We start from the raw sequence: 18594 nt of genomic DNA, 5'->3' as shown, positions 1-18594 counted from the left end.
GCACCTCAGCCCGGCCAGACCCAGTCGCGCACGTCCGGGGCGTCCTCGCCGGTCCGGCGCGTGTGGTCGCGGCACCGCAGCCGCTCGTCGAGCATGTGCTGGCGGAGCGCGGCGCGCCGGGCGCCCAGGCCGGGTACCCGGTCGATCACGTCGGCGACGAGGTGGAACCGGTCCAGGTCGTTCAGCATCAGCATGTCGAACGGCGTGGTCGTGGTGCCCTCCTCCTTGTAGCCGCGCACGTGCAGGTGGTCGTGGTTGGCCCGGCGGTAGGTGAGGCGGTGGATCAACCACGGGTACCCGTGGAAGGCGAAGATCACCGGGCAGCCGGGCGGGAAAAGGAGGTCGTACTCCCGGTCCGGCAGCCCGTGGGGGTGTTCCCGCGGGTCCTGCAGGCACATCAGGTCCACGACGTTGACCAGCCGCACCCGCAGCTGCGGGAGGTACCGGCGCAGGAGCGTGACGGCGGCCAGCGCCTCCAGCGTCGGCACGTCACCGCAGCACGCCAGTACGACGTCGGGATCCTCGCCGGCGTCGTTGCTGGCCCAGTCCCAGATGCCGATCCCCCGCTGTACATGCGCAACCGCCTCGTCGGGACCGAGCCACTGGGGCGCGTCCTGCTTGCCGGCGACGACGACGTTGATCAGGTCCCGCCCCCGCAGGCACCCGTCCATCACCGCCAGCAGCGTGTTGGCGTCCGGCGGCAGGTAGACGCGGACGATCTCGGACTTCTTGTTCACCACGTGGTCGATGAAGCCCGGGTCCTGATGGGAGAAGCCGTTGTGGTCCTGGCGCCACACGTGCGAGGTCAACAGGTAGTTCAGCGACGCGATCGGGCGCCGCCACGGGATCGCCCGGCTCACCTTGATCCACTTGGCGTGCTGGTTGACCATCGAGTCGACGATGTGGATGAACGCCTCGTAGCAGGTGAAGATGCCGTGGCGGCCAGTCAGCAGGTAACCCTCGAGCCAGCCCTCGCACAGGTGTTCCGACAGCACCTCCAGGACGCGTCCGTGCGGGCTGAGGTGCTCGTCGGTCGGCAACAGCTCGCCGGTGAACAGGCGCTCGGTCACGTCGAAGACGGCCTGCAGCCGGTTGGACGCGACCTCGTCCGGCCCGACGAGGCGGAAGTTCGTCGGGTTGACCCGCACCACCTCGCGCACCCACGTGCCGAGCACCCGGGTCGCCTCGGCCGTCGCACCACCGGGTCGGGACACCGCGACCGCATGCTCCCGGAAGTCCGGGAGGCGCAGCGGTTCGAGCAGCTCGCCGCCGTTGGCGTGCGGAGAGGCGCTCATCCGCCTGTCGCCCACCGGTACGACGGCGTCGAGGTCTGCCACCGGCGCACCCTCGGCGTCGAAGAGCTCCTCGGGGCGGTAGGACCGCAGCCACTGCTCCAGCTGCGCCAAGTGCGCCGGGTCCTCCCTGACCCTGGCCAGCGGCGCCTGGTGGGCCCGCCACGTGCCCTCTACCGGAACGCCGTCGACGACGGCGGGGCCGGTCCAGCCCTTGGGGCTGCGCAGCACCAGGACGGGCCACCGCGCCCGCCCGTCGAGCCGACCGCCGGCCGCGCGTTCGCGGATGTCCGCAATGGTGTCGAGGATCCGGTCCATCGTCGCGGCCATGCGCGCGTGGACCGCCATCGGGTCGTCGTCCGCGGCGATGTCGACGATGAACGGCTCGTGCCCGTACCCCTCCAACAACGCGATCAGCTCGCGCTCGGGTATGCGCGAGAGCACGGTCGGGTTGGCGATCTTGTAGCCGTTGAGGTGCAGGATCGGCAGGACGGTGCCGTCGCTGACCGGGTCGAGGAACTTGTTGGCGTGCCAGGAGGTGGCCAGCGGGCCCGTCTCCGCCTCCCCGTCACCGATCACGCACGCCACGAGCAGATCCGGGTTGTCCAGGGCGGCGCCGTACGCGTGCGCGAGGGAGTAGCCCAGCTCCCCTCCCTCATGGATCGAACCGGGCGTCTCCGGCGCGGCGTGGCTCGGGATCCCGCCCGGGAAGGAGAACTGGCGGAACAGCCGGCGCATCCCTGACCCGTCGCGGGAAACCTCGGGGAACCGTTCGGAGTACGTGCCCTCCAGCCAGGCCGTGGCGACGACCGCAGGACCCCCGTGTCCCGGCCCGGTGACGAACAACGCGTCCTGTTGGCGTGCACGGAGCACGCGATTGAGGTGCGCCCACACGAAGGTCAGACCCGGCGTGGTGCCCCAGTGCCCGAGCAGTCGCGGCTTGATGTGCTCCGGCGCCAGGGGTTGGGTCAACAGCGGGTTGTCCAGCAGGTAGATCTGCCCGACGGCCAGGTAGTTCGCCGCGCGCCACCACGCGTCGACGCGGTCGAGTCCGACGTCCTCCGTACCGGGGGCGGGGAAGGGACCGGCACCAGCGGTGATCGTCATACGAGGTTCTCCAGGGGCTGGGAGGGTGCCGCGGGCGGACGCGACAGCGGCGGCCGCGCACCGGATCTGGTGTGCCGCCTAGACGGACGCCGGCAGCGGACCGGGCACCGCCTCGACCGCCGACAGCAGACAGCGCCCGCTGGGCATCTGCGGGGGAATCGAGACGACGTGCCCGTCGCGTCCGGCGACCCACGGACTGGTCAGGACGGCGACCAGTTCGGCAAGCGTGCTGCCGTCCGACCGGCGCGCCAGCCAGCATGGCCAGCACCCCGCGCGGTCGATCTCGGCCACCTCGCCACCTGCACGGCTCACCTTCCTCCGCGCCGTCCATTCGTTTCTCGCCCCACCCGACGGTGATTCTCGAAGCGCCACCCATGCTGGTCGGTGCCCCACCGGGCGTCGAGGGACCAAAGTCCCCACATTCCCGCGGACAGCCCCACGCGACGCGAGGCGCTGCCGCGGGGTCGGGTCGTTGTGCGTCCCATGTGGCCTTCCGCACCCGGCGAGGTGGTCCGCTGACGTTCCGCGCGTCGCAGCGCACGGAACGACCGGTCCGACAGCTGGGTGGGGCCGCCGCCGGGTGCTCGACGCGCTCGCCGGTCCGGACGCCGCACCCGACGTCGCGCTGCCGGTGGTGGTCGACACCGCGGCCTCCGAGCCCGAGAGGTGGCGGACCGGCCGACCTGGCACGTGCTGGTCTCTCGGGATCTTCCGACGGCCCGCGGCCAGGGAAACTTCCCCGTCGACGCCGCAGCGATGCCGCGCGACGAGGTGAGCACGATCGTGCAGGGCGCGTACGCGGGTTCCGCCGGCTGACCGCGAACCGGACCGTTCGGCACCGGGGCCGGGACGTTCGACCGTGGTGGCCGACAACGTCGTCGCAGAGCGTCGACGACACCGACACCGCGAGGAGGAGACCCATGATCGAGATCATGAGCGGGCTGCCCGACGGCATCACCGGCGTCCGCTGCGCCGGCAAGCTGACCCGGGAGGACTACGACACCGTCGTCCTCCCCCTGGTCGACGACGCGCTGCGGGACGGTCGCACGCTGCGGGCCCTCGTCGAGGTGGAGAGCTACGACGGCATCACCCCGTCCGCCGCGTTCGAGGACATCAACCTCGGCCTCCGGGCCCTGGGTGTGTGGGCGGCGTGCGCCCTGGTCACCGACGTCGCGTGGGTCCGCGAGGTCACCCCGTTCATGGCGTTCCTCATGCCGTTCCCTGTGCGGGTCTTCCCCCTCGCCGACCGCGAGCAAGCGGTGCAGTGGCTACTCGAAGCCCCGGCCGGGGCGTCCTTGACCCATCGGGTGCTGCCCGACGCCGGAGTCGTCGTCGTCGAGGCGAGCGGGCCGATCGGCGTCGCGGACGTCGAGTCGCTGGCCACGGTCGTCGACGGCTGGCTCGCCGAACACCCCACCCTGCACGGGCTGGTCGTGCACGCGCCGACGGTGCCCGGCTGGGAGAACGTCGGCGGGCTGACGCGCCACCTGCGGTTCGTCCTCGCCCATCACCGGCGGATCGAGAAGGTCGCGCTCGCCGTCGACGGGACGGCGGCCGGCATCGGCGCCGCGGTCGCCGGCCGGGTGCTGCACGCCGAGGTACGACGGTTCCCCTTCTCCGACATCGACGCCGCTGTCGCCTGGGCCGGCGGGAAGGCTTGACGTCGAGGTGACCCCGCTTCCGCGGCATCTCCCGCGGGTGTCTCGGCGGTCAGCAGGGCGTAGCCGGGACCTGCGACCCGTGCGGGCGTGGCGCTCGGCACTGGGGTCGTGCCGCTGCTCCCGCGGATCATGGCGCTGTCTGCGAGGGAGGTTCGATGCGCGCCAGTGGTGTGCTCATGCGCGTGCTCCGCGGTTCGGCGCCTGCTCTGCGCCCCGGGTTGCGCGCACTCCGCCGCAGGGACCGCTCGCTGCTCACCGGTGACCTGCTCGCCGGGATCACGGTCGCCGCGTATCTGGTGCCCCAGGTTCTCGCCTATGCACAGGTCGCGGGCCTGCCGGCGATCACGGGGCTGTGGGCGTCGGTCGGGGCGCTGACGATCTACGCCGTGCTCGGATCGTCGCGGTTGTTGTCGGTGGGACCGGAGTCGACGACCGCTCTCCTGACCGCCACGGCGATCACGCCACTCGCCCTCGGCGACGGTGGCCGGTACACGGTGCTCGCGGCCGCGCTCGCCCTGCTGGTCGGCGGCATCTGCCTGCTCGGCCGGATCGCCCGGCTCGGCTTCCTCGCCGACGCCCTGTCCAAGCCCGTGCTCGTCGGCTACATGGCGGGCATCGCGCTGGTCATGATCGCCGGACAGCTCGGCCGCACCACCGGTGTGCCGGTGACGGGCGACACGGTCGTTGCTCAGGTTGGGTCCTTCGCCGGCCGGCTCGAACAGGCCCACCTGCCGACCGTCGCCCTCGCAGCCGGTGTCCTCGCGCTCCTCGGGGCCACCCGACTGGTGTCAGCCCGGCTGCCGGGACCGCTCATCGCCGTACTGGCGGCCACGCTCGCGACGACGACCCTCTCGCTGGACGGCATCGGGATCGCCGTCGTCGGCGACGTCCCCGTCGGCCTGCCTACGCCGGGCCTCGCCGCGGTGGGCGTGACGGACCTCGCGGCCCTGCTCCTGCCCGCGCTCGGCGTCGCCATGGTCGGTTACTCCGACAACGTCCTCACCGCGCGCGCGTTCGCCGCTCGGGGCGACCACGGCATCGATGCGAACCGGGAGATGCTCGCGCTCGGTGCGGCGAACATCGCAGCGGGTGTGATGCACGGGTTCCCGGTCAGCAGCAGCGGTAGCCGCACCGTGATCGCCGAGTCCGTCGGCGGTCGCACCCAGCTGACGTCGCTCGTGACCGTCACGGTCCTGATCGTTGTCCTGCTGGTCGGCGGCCCCGTCCTGGCCGACTTCCCCACCGCTGCGCTCGGCTCCCTCGTCGTGGCCGCCGCGGCGCGCCTGGTCGAGGTCGGCGAGTTCCGCAGGTTCGGCCGGTTCCGCCGCTCGGAGCTGGCGCTCGCCCTCGCCACCACCATCGCCGTCCTGTCCCTCGGGGTCCTCTACGGCGTCCTGGCCGCGATCGGCCTGTCCGTCCTGGACGTCCTGCGGCGGGTGTCGCGCCCGCACTCGGCCGTGCTCGGTTTCGTCGCCGGCGTGGCCGGCATGCACGACGTCGACGACTACCCCGGCGCCACGACCGTGCCTGGGCTGGTCGTGTTCCGCTACGACGCGCCGTTGTTCTTCGCCAACGCCGACGACTTCCGTGCACGTGCCGTCAGCGCACTCGACTCGGCCGCGGACCCGCGGTGGCTGCTGCTCAACATGGAGGCCGTCGTCGAGGTCGACGTGACCGCCGCCGACTCCCTGACCGGCCTGTGTGACGAGCTCGACCGGCGCGGGACGGTGCTCGCACTGGCCCGCACCAAGCACGAGGTACTGGAAGACCTCGCGCGCGCCGGGCTCATCGACCGGATCGGGACCGAGCACGTGTTCGCGACACTGCCCACCGCGGTCGACGCCTTCCGCGCCGCCGAGACCGCGACACCCCGCCCGACCTGAACTCGGTCGGGTCCTTCACGGATCACGGGTCGGCTGCCGGGCCGGCGCGATCACGAACGACCACACCGCGTTCCACGGGCTCTCCGACGGCGACCGGCGCAGCACGATCGCCGAGCTCCCGGGCTTGCGCGAGGCTCGTCGCGTGTGCGACACCCCGGGCCCGGGCGCGGTCCAGTTCGCCCTCCCGCAGTGGCCTCTGCGTACCGGCCACGCGGAAGGTCCCGGATCGAACGCGGCAGTGCCGGCGAGCAGGGCTGCGGCCAGGCGGCCTCCGGCACCCGATCCTCAGGTCGTCGGGCCACGGCTACCCTGCTGCCGGTCCGGCACCTCCACCAGCAGCCGGCGGTGCAACTCCGCGGTCAGCTCGTGGATGGCCCGGGTGATCTGCGTGTTCGTCTTGAGCTCCATCTCCTGCTCGACGAAGTCGTGGTCGGCCTTCGCCTGCTGGAACGCGGCCTGGCGGTTCTGGCCGATCATGACGAACGTGGACAGGAAGATCGCCTCGAGCGACACCACGAGCGTCAGCGTCGGCCACGGTGAGCTCTCCACCACCAGCATCCACGTGGCGAACGCCGCCACGTGCAGCCACACGAACGCCATCGAACCCGCGAAGGCCGTGATCGCGTCGGCGAGCCGCAGCTGGAGACGGGCGGTCCGATGGGCGGTCTGCGCCGTCACGACCGGGTGGCGAACCGGCGGATCGGCGATGTCGGGCGCCACGGTCGCCGTGGGGACGGGCACAACCATCGGTGGCCTCCTCGCGGGGATGGGATGAGCCCGCCGCTCCCGTAGGGCGCGGTCGCGGACCGGGTCGATGCATCGTGCGTCGACGCAGCGGTCGTGCATCAGGTGCCGATGAGCCCGGCCGGTACTGCCCAGTGGCCCGATGTCGGCGGGATGGGCGGCGTCCGGCCCTCCCGCAGCGACGCCGCCACCCGGTTCCAAGCCCGCGCTGGAGTCGCTCGACACGGGTGGGGGCTCGGGATCGCCGGTGCTCAGACGCTCGTGACCACGCGGACGTCGACGACGCCGCGGACGCCGGCGGCCATCCGGGCGAGAGCAGTTCGGTCGGGCGGCCCGTGAACGCCCACGGTACTCCCGTCGGGACGACGACGGGTTGACCCTGACCGCTGGTCGCAGATCGGAGCACCCTGTTCACCATCTGGCCCTTCACCCGCCTCGTGCACGCCTTCACCGCGCCGCTGGGCTACCTCTTCCGGCCCTACATCGTCTACCGGTCGCGGGCCGGCGGCGCACCGTCGCGGCCGGCCCGGCGCGGGTGGGAGCGGACATCCTGACCTGAGCCGGGGGCTCCCTGATCAGGGCCGCGTCCGAGCCGGTGGTGCCCGGGTCGTGGCCAGCGTCGATACGGTTCTGCTTGCATCAAGTACGGAAGGTGTCGGGCACGATCGCGACCCGCGGACCGATCTGCTTGACCGCCGAATTCGACGACAACGCCGGCTCCTGGAGCCATTGCCTCCCGCACCAGCCGCCGCGGACCCTCAGGCAACTCGTCGGGGTACATCCGGGGAGCAGGCACCGACCCACCCTCTCGTGGGACCAGAGCCTCCAACGGACCCGGGGCGGTTCACTGTTCAGACGGCCTCATCGGAGAGGCGGGCATTGGGTCGATCCACCGGTTGCCCGACCGCTACCGCGCGACCGGGATGTAGTGAGCCCGCGGGAGAGCGCGACGGGAAGGGTTGCGGCGAGGGCGGTCTGGGAACGGTCGCCGCCGCCGTCAGGACAGTCCCTAGCTCCGCAGGTAGGTCAGCACCGCGGCCACCCGCCGATCGGCGGTGTCGTCGGCCGCCAGTCCCAGCTTGGCGAAGATGTTGCCGATGTGCTTGTGCACGGCGCCGTCGGTGACGACGAGGTGGCGGCCGATCGTGGTGTTCGAGTGGCCCTCCGCCATGAGGGCGAGGACCTCGCGCTCGCGCGGGGTGAGACCGTATAGGGGATCGTCGGCGCGGCGGCGCACGATGAGCTGGGCGACGACCTCGGGATCCAGCGCGGTGCCGCCGGCGGCGACCCGCCGCAGCGCGTCGAGGAAGTCGGCGACCCGGCCGACCCGTTCCTTCAGGAGGTAGCCGATCCCGCCGGTCGTGCCGCCGGCGAGGAGCTCGCTCGCGTAGCTCTCCTCGACGTGCGCGGAGAGGACGAGCACGCCGAGCCCGGGGTGCCGGCGCCGCGCGTCGACAGCGGCCCGCAGCCCCTCGTCGCGGAAGGTCGGCGGCATGCGCACGTCCACGACCGCGACGTCCGGCCGCTCGGTCTCGATGGCAGCAAGCAGGTCCTCCGGGTTGTCGACGGCCGCGGCGACATCGAGCCCTTCGGCCCGCAGCAGGAGCGCCAGCCCTTCGCGCAGCAGCGCGTCGTCCTCGGCGATGACGATGCGCACGCCGTCATCCTCGCGTGGGCAGCGCGATGCGCAGCACGGTGGGGCCGCCGGGCGGGCTGATCAGCTCGGTCGTGCCGTCGAAAGCGGCGACGCGGCGCCGGATCCCGGTCAATCCACTCCCCTGCCGTTCGGCGGCCTCGGCGCCGCCCCGGCCGTCGTCGCGCACCTCGACGTGCAAGGTGGCGTCGGCCGTCCACATCCGCACGAGCACGTGCTCGGCCCCGCTGTGCTTGGCCACGTTGGAGAGGGCTTCGGCGACGGCGAAGTACGCGGCCGCCTCGACGGCGGCAGGGGCACGATCCAGCGACGCGTCCTCCAGCCGGGCCGGGACCGGGCACCGCGTGACGAGCGCGGCCACCGCCCCGGCCAGCCCCCGGTCGGCGAGCACGGGCGGGTAGATGTGCCGCACCACCTCCCGCAGCTCCGCCAGCGCGCCGGTCGCGGCGTCCTGGGCGGTCTGCACGAGCGGGAGCGCGCCGGCCGGGTCGCGCTCCAGCGCCCGCTCGAGGATGCCCAGGTGCATCACGACGGCCACGAGCCGGTTCTGCGTGCCGTCGTGCAGGTCGCGCTCGATCCGGCGCAGTTCCGTGCCGTGGGCCTCCAGCGCCGCTGCGCGGGTGGCGGTGACCTCGGCGAGCCGCTCGACGAGCGTCGGTTCGGGCGGGGCGAGCCGCCGCGCACTGCTGCGCGCGTACCAGCGGCCGAGCGGCGGCACCACCACGATCCCGATCGCCGCGTAGCCGAGGCCGGTCAGCACGGCGAGCACGGCCGCCGACGGCGAGTCCACGGGCACGTCGAGGGACGTGGTGGCGCCGGGGAGCAGCGGCCAGGCGAGCGCGACGGCCACGTTCTGCAGCAGCCCGAGCGGTGCGCCGACCGCGACGGATCCGGCGAGCGTGCCGACCGCGGCGTGCACAGCGACCGCGCGTAGGTCGCGCCGGAACGCTGGGCTCGCGAGCACCGCGACCGGACCGCCGTCGGGCGCCGCCGGCAGCTGCGGCACCGCGGCACCCAGCAGCCGCCCGGCGCGCGTCCGCTCCACCGCGGCGAGCCGCTGGACCAGCCCGATACCGGCCGGCGCCAGCCCGAGGAGGGCACCGGCGAACAGCAGCACCACGGCCACGATCGACGCGATGCCGGTCCCGGCGCCGACCACGAGGTAGCGCGCCGGTGGCCACCATCGAAGTCGCAGCACGCCGGCCAGTCTCCCGCCCGCACCCCGCGCTGCGCAGTGGAGCCTGCTCCACCATCGATCCACCAGCGCTCCGGATGGGTCCCGGCCGATCCCGTCCCTAGCGTCGCCGCCATGACCGGATCCCACTGGCGGACGCGCATCGCGCAGCACCCGCTGATCACGTTCTTCCTGCTCGCGTGCGGTGTCAGCTGGCTCGGCTGGACCCCGTACGTCCTGTCCGCCGACGGGTTCGGCGTGCTGCCCTTTCGGTTCCCGGAGCTGCTCGGCAACACGCAGCTGCTCGGGATCATGCCGGGCGCGTACCTCGGGCCGCTGACCGCCGCGTTCGTCGTCACGGCCGTCACCGAGGGCCGCGCCGGCCTGCGCCGCTGGCGGGCCCGGCTCCTGTCGTTCCGCGTCGGGGCCCGCTGGTACGCGTTCGCGCTGCTGGCCGTCCCGGTCTCGCTGGTGCTCGCGCAGCTGGCGCTGCCCGGCGGGCCTGCCGCGTTCGAGCTCCCCGGCCTGGCGTTCGTGCCCGCCTACCTGCTGATGCTCGCGCTGCAGATCCTCACGAGCGGCCTCGCCGAAGAGCCGGGCTGGCGCGACTTCGCCCTGCACCGCCTCCAGCAGCGCATGCACCCCCTCACGGCGACGCTGCTGCTCGGGACCATCTGGGGCGCCTGGCACCTGCCGCTCTTCCTCACCACCTGGGGCGGCGACGGGCCCGTCCTGGCGACCGTCGGGCAGTTCGCGCTGCTCACGCTCGGGATCAGCATCGTGATCACCTGGCTCTACAACCGGGCCGGCAACAGCCTCCCACTGGTGATCATGTTCCACGCCACCGTCAACACCACCGCGACCGTCGTCATGGGCGCCTTCTTCCCGACACTGCCCTGGCAGTCCTCGTGGGCGCCGCTGCTCGCCGTCTGGACACTGGCGGTGGTACTCGTCGTCGCCACCCGCGGCCGCCTCGGGCTCCCGGCACTACCGACCCGGGTCGCCGACCACCAGCACGCACGCTCTGCGTAGCGAATGATCACCGGGAGAAGCCGACCCACCGGCAACTACGGAGGACCGAGCTGAGCGCCGGGGCCGGGCCGTTGGTGCAGGGTCGCCAGCAGCGCACGGTCACGATCGGTAGGCCCGTGCAGCCGCACCGGATCGAGCGTGACCGTGCGCTGTGTCACCGGATTTACCTCTCGTTCTGCTCGCCGGCCGGCACGGCGTCCGCGGCGCCCACGTCATTCGTGCCACGGTTGCCCGTGTCGCCGGTACCCGCGTCATCAGCGCTGCCGCTGGTGGAGTCGCCGCCGGCGGCTGCTGGGCGGCGCAGCGGTGCTGCTGTTGGCATCGGCGCCGTCGGGCAGGGCATGGCGCAGCATCGCGGTATCGGTGATCACGTTGAAGTTCTGCCCGAAGAACGGGACGGTCATCTTGGAGGCCGCCGGCTCACCAGCGGCGTCCTGCGCTCGGCTGTGCGCGACCGCCTGATCTCGCACAACCCGAGCGACGGCGTACGCGTGCCCCGCCGTCGCCGGTCCGACACCGACGACCAGGTGATCTCGCGCTCAGTCCTGCGGAACCGGCTGCGTCCCGTCGTTCCCGTCCAGCATCGTGCGGTGGTGGCGATCGCTGCGGGCGCCGGACTGCGCTGGGGTGAAGCGATCGGAGTAGGTGAGGACGTCCTGGATCTGGACCGTCGAGTAGTCCATGTGCGGCGCACGGTGATCGAGGTGGCCTGACACATCTCGTTGAAGCCGTTCCCGAGGTCGGACGCTGGCCGTCGCTCGGTGCCGCTGCCGGGGTGGGACTCCTACACCCGCCGCACGGACGACCCGACGCGCATCCTCCTGGCCCTGGACGACGACCCGCACGACGCCGGAGGGCTGCTCACTCCCGCGTGATGCCGATCTGATGCCTCACTGGGGCGGAAACGATCGAACGGCCTGGCCGGAAGCTCTCGAAAGAGCCTCTGACCAGGCCGTTCGCCTGTGGGCGATACTGGGATCGAACCAGTGACCTCTTCGGTGTGAACGAAGCGCTCTCCCCCTGAGCTAATCGCCCCCTGCGGAGAGGAACCTTACCTCACCCCAGCAACGGGCTGCGCAACCAGGTCCACTCCGAGAGCCCGACCCAGCCCGCCACCATCCAGAAGGCGTTGAGCAGCCAGAGGGTGGCGACGACGACGAGGGCGGTGGCGGCCAGTACGAGCACCTTGACGGGGAGGCTCTGGCGGCCGAGCCAGTCGGTCCAGGCGTCGTACTTCCCGCGCGCGTAGTGCAGTACCTGCTTCGCCCACTCGAACTCGCTGGCGAGGATCGCGAGGCCGGCGAACACGACGAGCCAGCCGGGGCCGGGGTACGGGATGAGGACGATCCCGAGCGCCATGACGGCGAGGCCGACGACGGCGACCGCGACGCGCCACGCCAGGCGCAGGCCCCGTCGATGCTCAAGGCGGGCCCGGAAGCCGGTCGGGGCCTGCTCGCCCACGGAACCTCCTCGGTGACGCTGGTCCTTCCGATCCTACGGATCCGTCACCGAGGCGCGACCGGTTCAGAGTAGTGCCGGCTTCTGGGTGACGCGTGTGTCGATCATGTTCACCGGGTCGGCCGCGTGTTGCGCCGCGCGAGGGCCGCCACGCTGACCCGTCAGGGTGATGGGAAGAAATTCGTCGGGCGACTCGCATCGCACCCGTCACGCCTACGCGCCGCGATCGTTTCTCCGGTGACAGACCAAGCGGGGACTGGCGAAAGAGGACGAAGGATGCGCGACGAGCACACGGTCATCTGCTCACCGGCGGTGTTCGAGCTGATCGCTCCCGATGCGCCGGTCGTGCCCGTCAAGGTCGACCTGACCTACCACAGCCGCGACCCCTACGCGGTGCAGGCGTCCTTCCGCACCGGCAACGGGACGGCGGTCGACTGGGTGTTCGCGCGGGACCTGCTCCAGGAGGGTCTCGTCGGGTTGGCCGGTACGGGCGACGTCCGGGTGCAGCCGGTCGCGGGCAACTCGGGCAAGGTGCAGCTGGAGCTGTCGTCCCCGTCGGGGCACGCGGTGTTCACCACCTGCGCGCAGACGCTGGGCGACTTCCTGCGCCGCACCTACGAGGCGGTGCCGCCGGAGTCGGAGTACAGCTGGCTCGACTTCGATCTCGCGCTCTCGGACCTCCTCAACGATCCGGCGCGCGACTAATCGCAGGTCACAGCACCTGCACAGGCGGTGCGGGGGGCGGTGTGGAACCCCGTTGAGGCCTACGGTAGTGTCATCCACATCAAACGCGGCGGAAACGCCGCACTTGCGGACGTAGCGCAGCTGGTAGCGCATCACCTTGCCAAGGTGAGGGTCGCGGGTTCGAGTCCCGTCGTCCGCTCGGAGGAACATCGGGTCTCGTCGGACCTCCTGAGATCGAATTCCCCGGTTGATCCCGAGGGTTCGGCGGAGTGGCCGAGTGGTTTAGGCAAGGGCCTGCAAAGCCCTGCACGCGGGTTCGATTCCCGCCTCCGCCTCGCGCGATTAGCTCAGCGGGAGAGCGCTTCCCTGACACGGAAGAGGTCACTGGTTCAATCCCAGTATCGCGCACCAGCTCAGGCCCCGTCCGCCACCGCGGACGGGGCCTGATTCGTTTCCGCTCGCACCAGGCGGCCGGACCTTCCGATACACCGTCGCGAGACGGCCACGCTGCGGATACGCTCCGTCACGCATCCATCGGAGGTCGGAGGTCCCACCCCCTTGCTCGCCCAGGACGAGATCGTCGCGCGCCTGCGCGCCGCGGGCTGCGTGTTCGCCGAGGAGGAGGCCGACCTGATCATCGCGACCGCCGACTCGGCGGCCGAGGTGGAGTGGATGCTCGAGCGCCGGATCGGCGGGGATCCGCTGGAGCACGTGCTGGGGTGGGTGGAGTTCTGCGGGAACGTCCTCGCCGTCGATCCCGGGGTGTTCGTGCCGCGCCGGCGCACCGAGCTGCTGGTCACGGCGGCGGTGGCGCGCTGCCGGCCGGACGCGGTCGTCGTCGACCTCTGCTGCGGCAACGGGGCGATCGGTGCGTCGATCGCTGCCGCGCGTCCCGGTGTCGAGCTGCACGCAGCCGACATCGACCCGGCCGCGGTGGCGTGCGCGCGGCGCAACCTCGCCGGCATCGGCACCGTCCACCTCGGCGACTTCGACGCCCCCTTGCCGGCGGAGCTGGCCGGCAGGGTGGACGTGCTGGTCGCGAACGTGCCGTACGTGCCGACGGGAGCGATCCCGCGGATGCCGGCGGAGGCGCGCGACCACGAGCCGCGCATCGCCTTCGACGGCGGCCCCGACGGGTTGGACGTGCTGCGGCGCCTGATGACGGCGGCTCCGCGCTGGCTCACGCCGGGCGGGCACGTGCTGGCCGAGGCGGACGAGCGGCAGTTCGACGCTGCGATCGACGCCGTGTCCGCCGCCGGCCTGCAGCCCGAGCACCAGCTGGACGAGGAGTCGGGGACCTTGGTCGTCGCCGGCAGGCTCGCGGAATGAAACGACAATCGTTGTCGTTTAGGGGGCATGCGCAACGGCATCCACCCCGAGTACCGGCCCGTGGTCTACCAGGACAGCAGCACCGGTGACGCGTTCCTGACCCGCTCCACCGCGACCTCCCGCGAGAGCATCCAGTGGGAGGACGGCAACACCTACCCGCTGATCAAGCTCGACATCTCGCGCTACTCCCACCCGTTCTGGACGGGCGGTGCGCGCGTGCTCGACTCGGCCGGTCAGGTTGAGAAGTTCCGTCGGCGCTACGGCACCCGCGGCGCCGGCAGGATCTGACGGGGCAGCAGGCGCGTGACGTCCAGGCCGAGCCGGGCGCCACGCGCCTTCCACTCCCGCGGGTAGCCGAGCGACGACTCGACGAACCGCACGCCGTCCTCCACCGTCACCCGCGGGATGTGCAGGTGGCCGTAGACGACGGCGGCGGCGCGGAACCGCACGTGCCAGTCGGCCGTGCGGTCCGTGCCGCACCACAGCGCGAACTCCGGGTAACGCAGCACCCTGGTAGGCAGCCGGGTCAGCGGCCAGTGGTTGACCAGCACGGTCGGCAGCTGCGGATCGATCGCGGCGAGCCGCTGCTCGGTCTCCGCGAGGCGCGCGTGGCACCACGCCGTCCGCGACGGGTACGGGTCGGGGTGCAGCAGGTACTCGTCGGTGCACACGACGTTGGCGGCGCGCGCCACGGCCAGCCCCTCCTCCGACGTGCGCGTGCCCGCGGGGAGGAACGAGTAGTCGTAGAGCAGGAACATCGGCGCGACGACGACCGGCCCGCCGGGCCCCTCCCACACCGGGTACGGGTCCTCCGGGGTGAGCACCCCGAGCGCGCGGCAGGCGTTGACGAGGTGCTGGTAGCGGGCCACCCCGCGGAGCTGGGACGCGTCCTTGGCGTGGGTCCAGAGGTCGTGGTTGCCGGGCACCCAGACGACCTTCGCGAACCGCCGGCGCAGCAGGTCGAGCGTCGCGACGATCTCCTCGACCCGGTCGGCGACATCGCCCGCGACGATGAGCCAGTCGTCGTCGGAGGTCGGCCGCAGGCCGTCGAGCACGGTGCGGTTCTCCTCGTACCGCACGTGCAGGTCGCTGACGGCCAGCAGGCGCGGCGTGCTCACCCCCCAGTCGTACCCGAGAGCTCGGCGAGCGCGTCCAGCGGGGCACGGGCGAAGCGGGGATCGGCGCCGTCGACGCCGACCGCGCGCACCCAGGTGAGCACCCGGGAGATCCGGGCGAGCTGGATGGCCAGCCCGGCATCGGCCGTCAGCCGATCGATCGACGCGAGGTCGGCGAACGCGGCGAGGTAGGCACGCAGCAGCCGCGGCGCCTGCGCACCGGCGACCCTCGACGGCACGAGCAGGCTCGCGAACGGGTGCGCGACCGCGGCGTCACCCCAGTCCAGGAACCGCACCGCTCCCCCACCGACGAGCACGTTGCGGGCGTGCAGGTCACCGTGGTCGACCGAGGCCGGCACCGGCGAGGCGGCCAGCTGCTCGGACCACTCCACGACCGTCGGCCGCAGCACTCGCACCGCGTCGACGACGGCGCGATCGCCGTCCCTGCCGTGCCGCTCGACGAACCCGGCGACGGCAGCGACCGCCTCGTCGAAACGCTGCGGCAGCACCGCGGGCCGCATGTCCGGCACGCCGGCCGCCACCAGCGCGTCCGCCTGCGGGCCGAGGGCGCGCTGCAACCGGGCGTAGCGGACGAGCACCGCCGTGGGCAGGAGGTCACCTGGTTCGCCCAGGTCGGGGGCGTGGTCGCGCAGCAGGAGCCAGCCACGTTCCGCATCGAGACCGAGCACGTCGGGCACGTACCGGGGTGCGGTCGCGGCGATGCCGGCGTGCAGCGCGGGCTCGTACCGGCCCTGCGGCCCGGTGGCCTTGAGCCATACGCGTCCCCCGCTGGTCGGCGCGGTGAGCACCGTGCCCCAGCGGCGCACGCGCGGCTGGGTCACCTCGCCGCAGCGACGCAGACCGGCAGTTGCGAGCATGGCGTCGAGCCACGCGGTGGCCGCCGCCCACCAGCCCGCACTGGTCCAGTCGTCCTCGGGCATCCGTCGAGCATCGCTGAGAGATCGCTCAGCCGCCGCCCATTTCGGGTTACCATCAGTAAGTTATTGGCGGGGAGGGGACAGCGATGCCGATCACGGACGGGCTGCGCCGGCGGGTGCGCTGGGGGCTGCGGCACGGGCTCATCAAGGTCGCGATGAACCGGGGCGTGAAGGCCGGCGATCTCGGCGCCCGCCTGATGATGGAGCGCGCCCTCATCGAAGACCCGTACGAAGCGTTCGAGACGTTGCGGGCCAAGGGCCGCCTCGTCCCCAACGGCATCGTCGTGCTCGCCCACGACCACGACCTGTGCACCGCCGTGCTGCGCAGCCCGGACTTCGGCGTGGTCGGCGGCCCGAGCGGGCCCACGCCGCGGGCGCTGCGGGTGCTCGACCGCTTCGCCGGGCCCGGACCCATCGGTCCGATCGAGCCGCCGTCGATGCTCGCCGTCGACGCACCGGACCACACCCGGTTCCGCAAACTCGTGACCAGGGCGTTCACGGCACGGGCGATCGCGAAGCTGCGCACCCGCACCGAGGAGATCGCCACCGAGCTGCTCGACGGGATGGCGGCCAAGCAGGGCCCGATCGACCTCATCGACGACTACGCGAGCCTCCTGCCCGCCACCGTGATCGCCGAGATGCTGGGCGCGCCGGTGTCGATGCGCCGCCAGTTCCTCGAGTGGGGCGCCGGCGGCGCCATGTCGCTCGACGCGGGCCTCGACTACCGCGACTTCGTGCAGTCGGAGAAGGACCTGCAGGCCCTCGACGACTGGATGCGCGGTCACTTCGCCGAGATCCGCCGCAACCCCGGCCAGAACATCCTCTCCGACCTCGTCACCGCCCGCGACGAGGCCGACGTGCTCACCGACGACGAGCTGGCGTCCATCTCGATCCTGCTGCTCGCCGCCGGTTTCGAGACCACCGTGAACCTCATCGGCAACGCCGTCGCACTGCTCACCGACCACCCCGACCAGCTCGAGCTGCTGCAGTCCGGCGAAGCGCAGTGGACCACCGCCGTCGACGAGGCGCTGCGGCTCGAGTCGCCGGTGCAGCGCACCGCGCGCGTCGCGCACCGCGACACCGAGGTCGCCGGGGAGCAGGTGCCGGCCGGCAAGATCGTGGTGACCGTGCTCGCCGCGGCCAACCGCGATCCGAAGGTCTTCGCCGACCCCGCCCGGTTCGACGTCACGCGGAAGAACGCCGGCGACCACGTCGCGTTCTCGTCCGGCGTGCACTACTGCCTCGGCGCCGGCCTCGCGCGGATGGAGGCCGAGGTCGGGCTGCGCGCGCTGTTCGAGCGCTTCCCCGACCTCGCGCTCACCGCCCCGCCGCACCGCCGCCCCACCCGCACGCTGCGCGGCTTCGACGCCATGCCCGTGCGGCTGGAGAAGGCCGACGACCAGGTGGAACAGCCGGCCTGAGCCGGCGCCCGACCGAGTCCCACGCAGCTCGCCGGCGGCTCTACTCCGTCAGCGCGTCCAGGGCCGCTTGGGCCTGCACCTGGATGGACGCGAGGCGGGCGGCGCCGCCGTCGGCCTCGCTGGCCCCGCCCATGGCACCGCCGACGTAGCGGCTGTAGACGCCGGCGCCGATGCACGCAGAGCGCCAGCGGGCGAAGGCGACGTAGAACGCGAGGTCGGAGACGTCGCGGCCGGATCGTCGGGCGTAGCGCTCGACGAGCTCGTCCCGCTCGGGGAAGCCGTCGGCGAGGCTCGGACCCGCGAGCATCGGGGCGACGCGGTCACCCGGCCGACCCCACGACGCGATCAACCAGCCGAGATCGGCGAGCGGGTCGCCGAGCGTGGCGAGCTCCCAGTCGAAGACGGCCCGCACGGCACCGTCCGGCCCGACGGCGACGTTGCCGAGCCGGTAGTCGCCGTGCGCGATCCGCACGTCGGACGGGGGCAGCTCGGCGGCCCTGGCCACCAGCCGCTCGTGCGCGGCGTCCACGACGTCGAGGTCGGCCACGCTCGACTCGTGCACCTGCCGGTGCCAGCGGCGCAGCTGCCGTTCGAGGTAGGAGCCGGACCGTCGCAGGTCACCCAGCCCGACGGCGTCCGGGTCGACGGCGTGCAGGTCGGCGAGCACGTCGACGAGCGAGTGCGCGGCGGCGGCCCGGGCCGGCTCGGGCAGGAGCCGGCCGGAGGCCTCGTCCCCGAGGACGGCGCCGTCGACGAAGCCCATGAGGTAGAACTCGGCACCGATCACCGCGGGGTCGCTGCAGTAGGCGACCGGCGGCGCGACGGGCACGGGCGTGCCGGCGAGCGCGCTGATGAACCGCCACTCCCGGCTCATGTCGTGCGCGGTGGCCAGGACCATCGCGGTCGGCGGCCGCCGCAGGGCCCAGCTGCCGCCGGCGGCGTCGACGATCCGGTAGGTGAGGTTGGAGTGGCCGCCGGAGATCCGCTCGACGGTGACCGGGCCGTCCACCGGGATGTCGGGGACTGCGACGGCGAGCCAGGCCGTCAGTGCCTCGGCCGGGACCGCTGCGTCGCTCATGCCGTTCATTCAAACATCGCACGC

Annotated in this window: 17 protein-coding genes, 4 tRNA genes and 1 pseudogene; 12 read left to right on the top strand and 10 right to left on the bottom strand. The window is 72.6% G+C overall.

Features of this window, described 5'->3' with window-relative positions; all coding sequences use genetic code 11:
- Positions 1-5: 5 nt before the first annotated feature.
- Positions 6-2399: a phosphoketolase family protein gene (locus ACQEVB_RS38785; RefSeq protein ID WP_432984226.1), complete on the bottom strand. Its 2394-nt coding sequence runs from the start codon at positions 2397-2399 to the stop codon at positions 6-8.
- A gap of 78 nt (positions 2400-2477) precedes the next feature.
- Entirely contained in the window at positions 2478-2690 is a 213-nt protein-coding gene (locus tag ACQEVB_RS38780; RefSeq protein WP_432984222.1) for a hypothetical protein, read from the bottom strand.
- Positions 2691-3319: 629 nt separating this feature from the next.
- Here ACQEVB_RS38780 and ACQEVB_RS38775 point away from each other — a divergent pair.
- On the top strand, positions 3320-4060 hold the full coding sequence (locus tag ACQEVB_RS38775) for an STAS/SEC14 domain-containing protein (protein WP_432984219.1): 741 nt from the start codon (positions 3320-3322) through the stop codon (positions 4058-4060).
- A gap of 155 nt (positions 4061-4215) precedes the next feature.
- Positions 4216-5943, top strand: coding sequence for a sulfate permease (gene sulP, locus ACQEVB_RS38770; protein WP_432984216.1), 1728 nt, complete (start codon positions 4216-4218; stop codon positions 5941-5943).
- 285 nt (positions 5944-6228) lie between these two features.
- Here the strand turns inward: sulP and ACQEVB_RS38765 are convergent, their stop codons facing one another.
- Entirely contained in the window at positions 6229-6690 is a 462-nt protein-coding gene (locus tag ACQEVB_RS38765; RefSeq protein ID WP_432984213.1) for a DUF1003 domain-containing protein, read from the bottom strand.
- Positions 6691-7094: 404 nt separating this feature from the next.
- Here ACQEVB_RS38765 and ACQEVB_RS38760 point away from each other — a divergent pair.
- Positions 7095-7241, top strand: a pseudogene (locus tag ACQEVB_RS38760) (respiratory nitrate reductase subunit gamma); the annotation flags it as partial.
- Between the two features lie 455 nt (positions 7242-7696).
- Here the strand turns inward: ACQEVB_RS38760 and ACQEVB_RS38755 are convergent.
- Positions 7697-8344, bottom strand: coding sequence for a response regulator (locus ACQEVB_RS38755; protein ID WP_432984210.1), 648 nt, complete (start codon positions 8342-8344; stop codon positions 7697-7699).
- A gap of 4 nt (positions 8345-8348) precedes the next feature.
- Positions 8349-9539 (bottom strand): sensor histidine kinase, encoded by a 1191-nt coding sequence (locus tag ACQEVB_RS38750; protein ID WP_432984207.1) that lies wholly within the window; start codon positions 9537-9539, stop codon positions 8349-8351.
- A gap of 111 nt (positions 9540-9650) precedes the next feature.
- Here ACQEVB_RS38750 and ACQEVB_RS38745 point away from each other — a divergent pair, with 111 nt between their 5' ends.
- Together ACQEVB_RS38745 and ACQEVB_RS38740 are read left to right on the top strand one after the other, a co-directional pair.
- On the top strand, positions 9651-10547 hold the full coding sequence (locus ACQEVB_RS38745) for a CPBP family intramembrane glutamic endopeptidase (protein ID WP_432984204.1): 897 nt from the start codon (positions 9651-9653) through the stop codon (positions 10545-10547).
- Between the two features lie 116 nt (positions 10548-10663).
- Positions 10664-11260 (top strand): hypothetical protein, encoded by a 597-nt coding sequence (locus ACQEVB_RS38740; protein WP_432984201.1) that lies wholly within the window; start codon positions 10664-10666, stop codon positions 11258-11260.
- Between the two features lie 250 nt (positions 11261-11510).
- Here ACQEVB_RS38740 and ACQEVB_RS38735 read toward each other — a convergent pair.
- Positions 11511-11582 (bottom strand) — tRNA-Val (locus tag ACQEVB_RS38735).
- Between the two features lie 21 nt (positions 11583-11603).
- Complete coding sequence (locus ACQEVB_RS38730) at positions 11604-12008, bottom strand: TIGR02611 family protein (RefSeq protein ID WP_432984198.1); 405 nt, start codon at positions 12006-12008, stop codon at positions 11604-11606.
- A 273-nt stretch (positions 12009-12281) separates the two neighbouring features.
- Here ACQEVB_RS38730 and ACQEVB_RS38725 point away from each other — a divergent pair, with 273 nt between their 5' ends.
- The 6 genes from ACQEVB_RS38725 to ACQEVB_RS38700 all read left to right on the top strand — a co-directional run bounded on the left by ACQEVB_RS38725 (position 12282) and on the right by ACQEVB_RS38700 (position 14306).
- Positions 12282-12710 carry an SsgA family sporulation/cell division regulator gene (locus ACQEVB_RS38725; protein WP_432984195.1) on the top strand — a complete coding sequence of 143 codons (429 nt, stop codon included), beginning with the start codon at positions 12282-12284 and terminating at the stop codon, positions 12708-12710.
- 105 nt (positions 12711-12815) lie between these two features.
- Positions 12816-12888: transfer RNA gene (locus tag ACQEVB_RS38720), tRNA-Gly, on the top strand.
- Between the two features lie 64 nt (positions 12889-12952).
- A tRNA-Cys gene (locus tag ACQEVB_RS38715) sits at positions 12953-13024 on the top strand.
- Between the two features lies 1 nt (position 13025).
- A tRNA-Val gene (locus tag ACQEVB_RS38710) sits at positions 13026-13100 on the top strand.
- 147 nt (positions 13101-13247) lie between these two features.
- Complete coding sequence (locus tag ACQEVB_RS38705) at positions 13248-14018, top strand: putative protein N(5)-glutamine methyltransferase (protein ID WP_432984192.1); 771 nt, start codon at positions 13248-13250, stop codon at positions 14016-14018.
- A gap of 27 nt (positions 14019-14045) precedes the next feature.
- A complete protein-coding gene (locus ACQEVB_RS38700) occupies positions 14046-14306 on the top strand; it encodes a type B 50S ribosomal protein L31 (protein ID WP_432984189.1) in 261 nt (86 codons plus the stop codon).
- Here the strand turns inward: ACQEVB_RS38700 and ACQEVB_RS38695 are convergent.
- On the bottom strand, positions 14276-15136 hold the full coding sequence (locus ACQEVB_RS38695) for a metallophosphoesterase family protein (RefSeq protein ID WP_432984186.1): 861 nt from the start codon (positions 15134-15136) through the stop codon (positions 14276-14278). The two genes, ACQEVB_RS38700 and ACQEVB_RS38695, sit on opposite strands and share 31 nt — an antisense overlap.
- Entirely contained in the window at positions 15133-16074 is a 942-nt protein-coding gene (locus ACQEVB_RS38690) for a phosphotransferase family protein (RefSeq protein ID WP_432984183.1), read from the bottom strand. The genes ACQEVB_RS38695 and ACQEVB_RS38690 overlap by 4 nt, the downstream gene beginning before the upstream one ends.
- A gap of 83 nt (positions 16075-16157) precedes the next feature.
- On the opposite strand from ACQEVB_RS38690, the gene ACQEVB_RS38685 reads away from it, so the two are divergent.
- A complete protein-coding gene (locus tag ACQEVB_RS38685) occupies positions 16158-17492 on the top strand; it encodes a cytochrome P450 (RefSeq protein WP_432984180.1) in 1335 nt (444 codons plus the stop codon).
- 40 nt (positions 17493-17532) lie between these two features.
- On the opposite strand, the gene ACQEVB_RS38680 is transcribed toward ACQEVB_RS38685, so the two are convergent.
- On the bottom strand, positions 17533-18570 hold the full coding sequence (locus ACQEVB_RS38680) for a phosphotransferase family protein (RefSeq protein ID WP_432984177.1): 1038 nt from the start codon (positions 18568-18570) through the stop codon (positions 17533-17535).
- Positions 18571-18594: the final 24 nt, after the last annotated feature.

Origin of the sequence: Pseudonocardia sp. CA-107938 (assembly GCF_050936315.1) — a bacterium.
Taxonomy (GTDB): Bacteria; Actinomycetota; Actinomycetes; order Mycobacteriales; family Pseudonocardiaceae; genus Pseudonocardia.
This window is presented reverse-complemented; position numbering and strand designations above follow the sequence as displayed.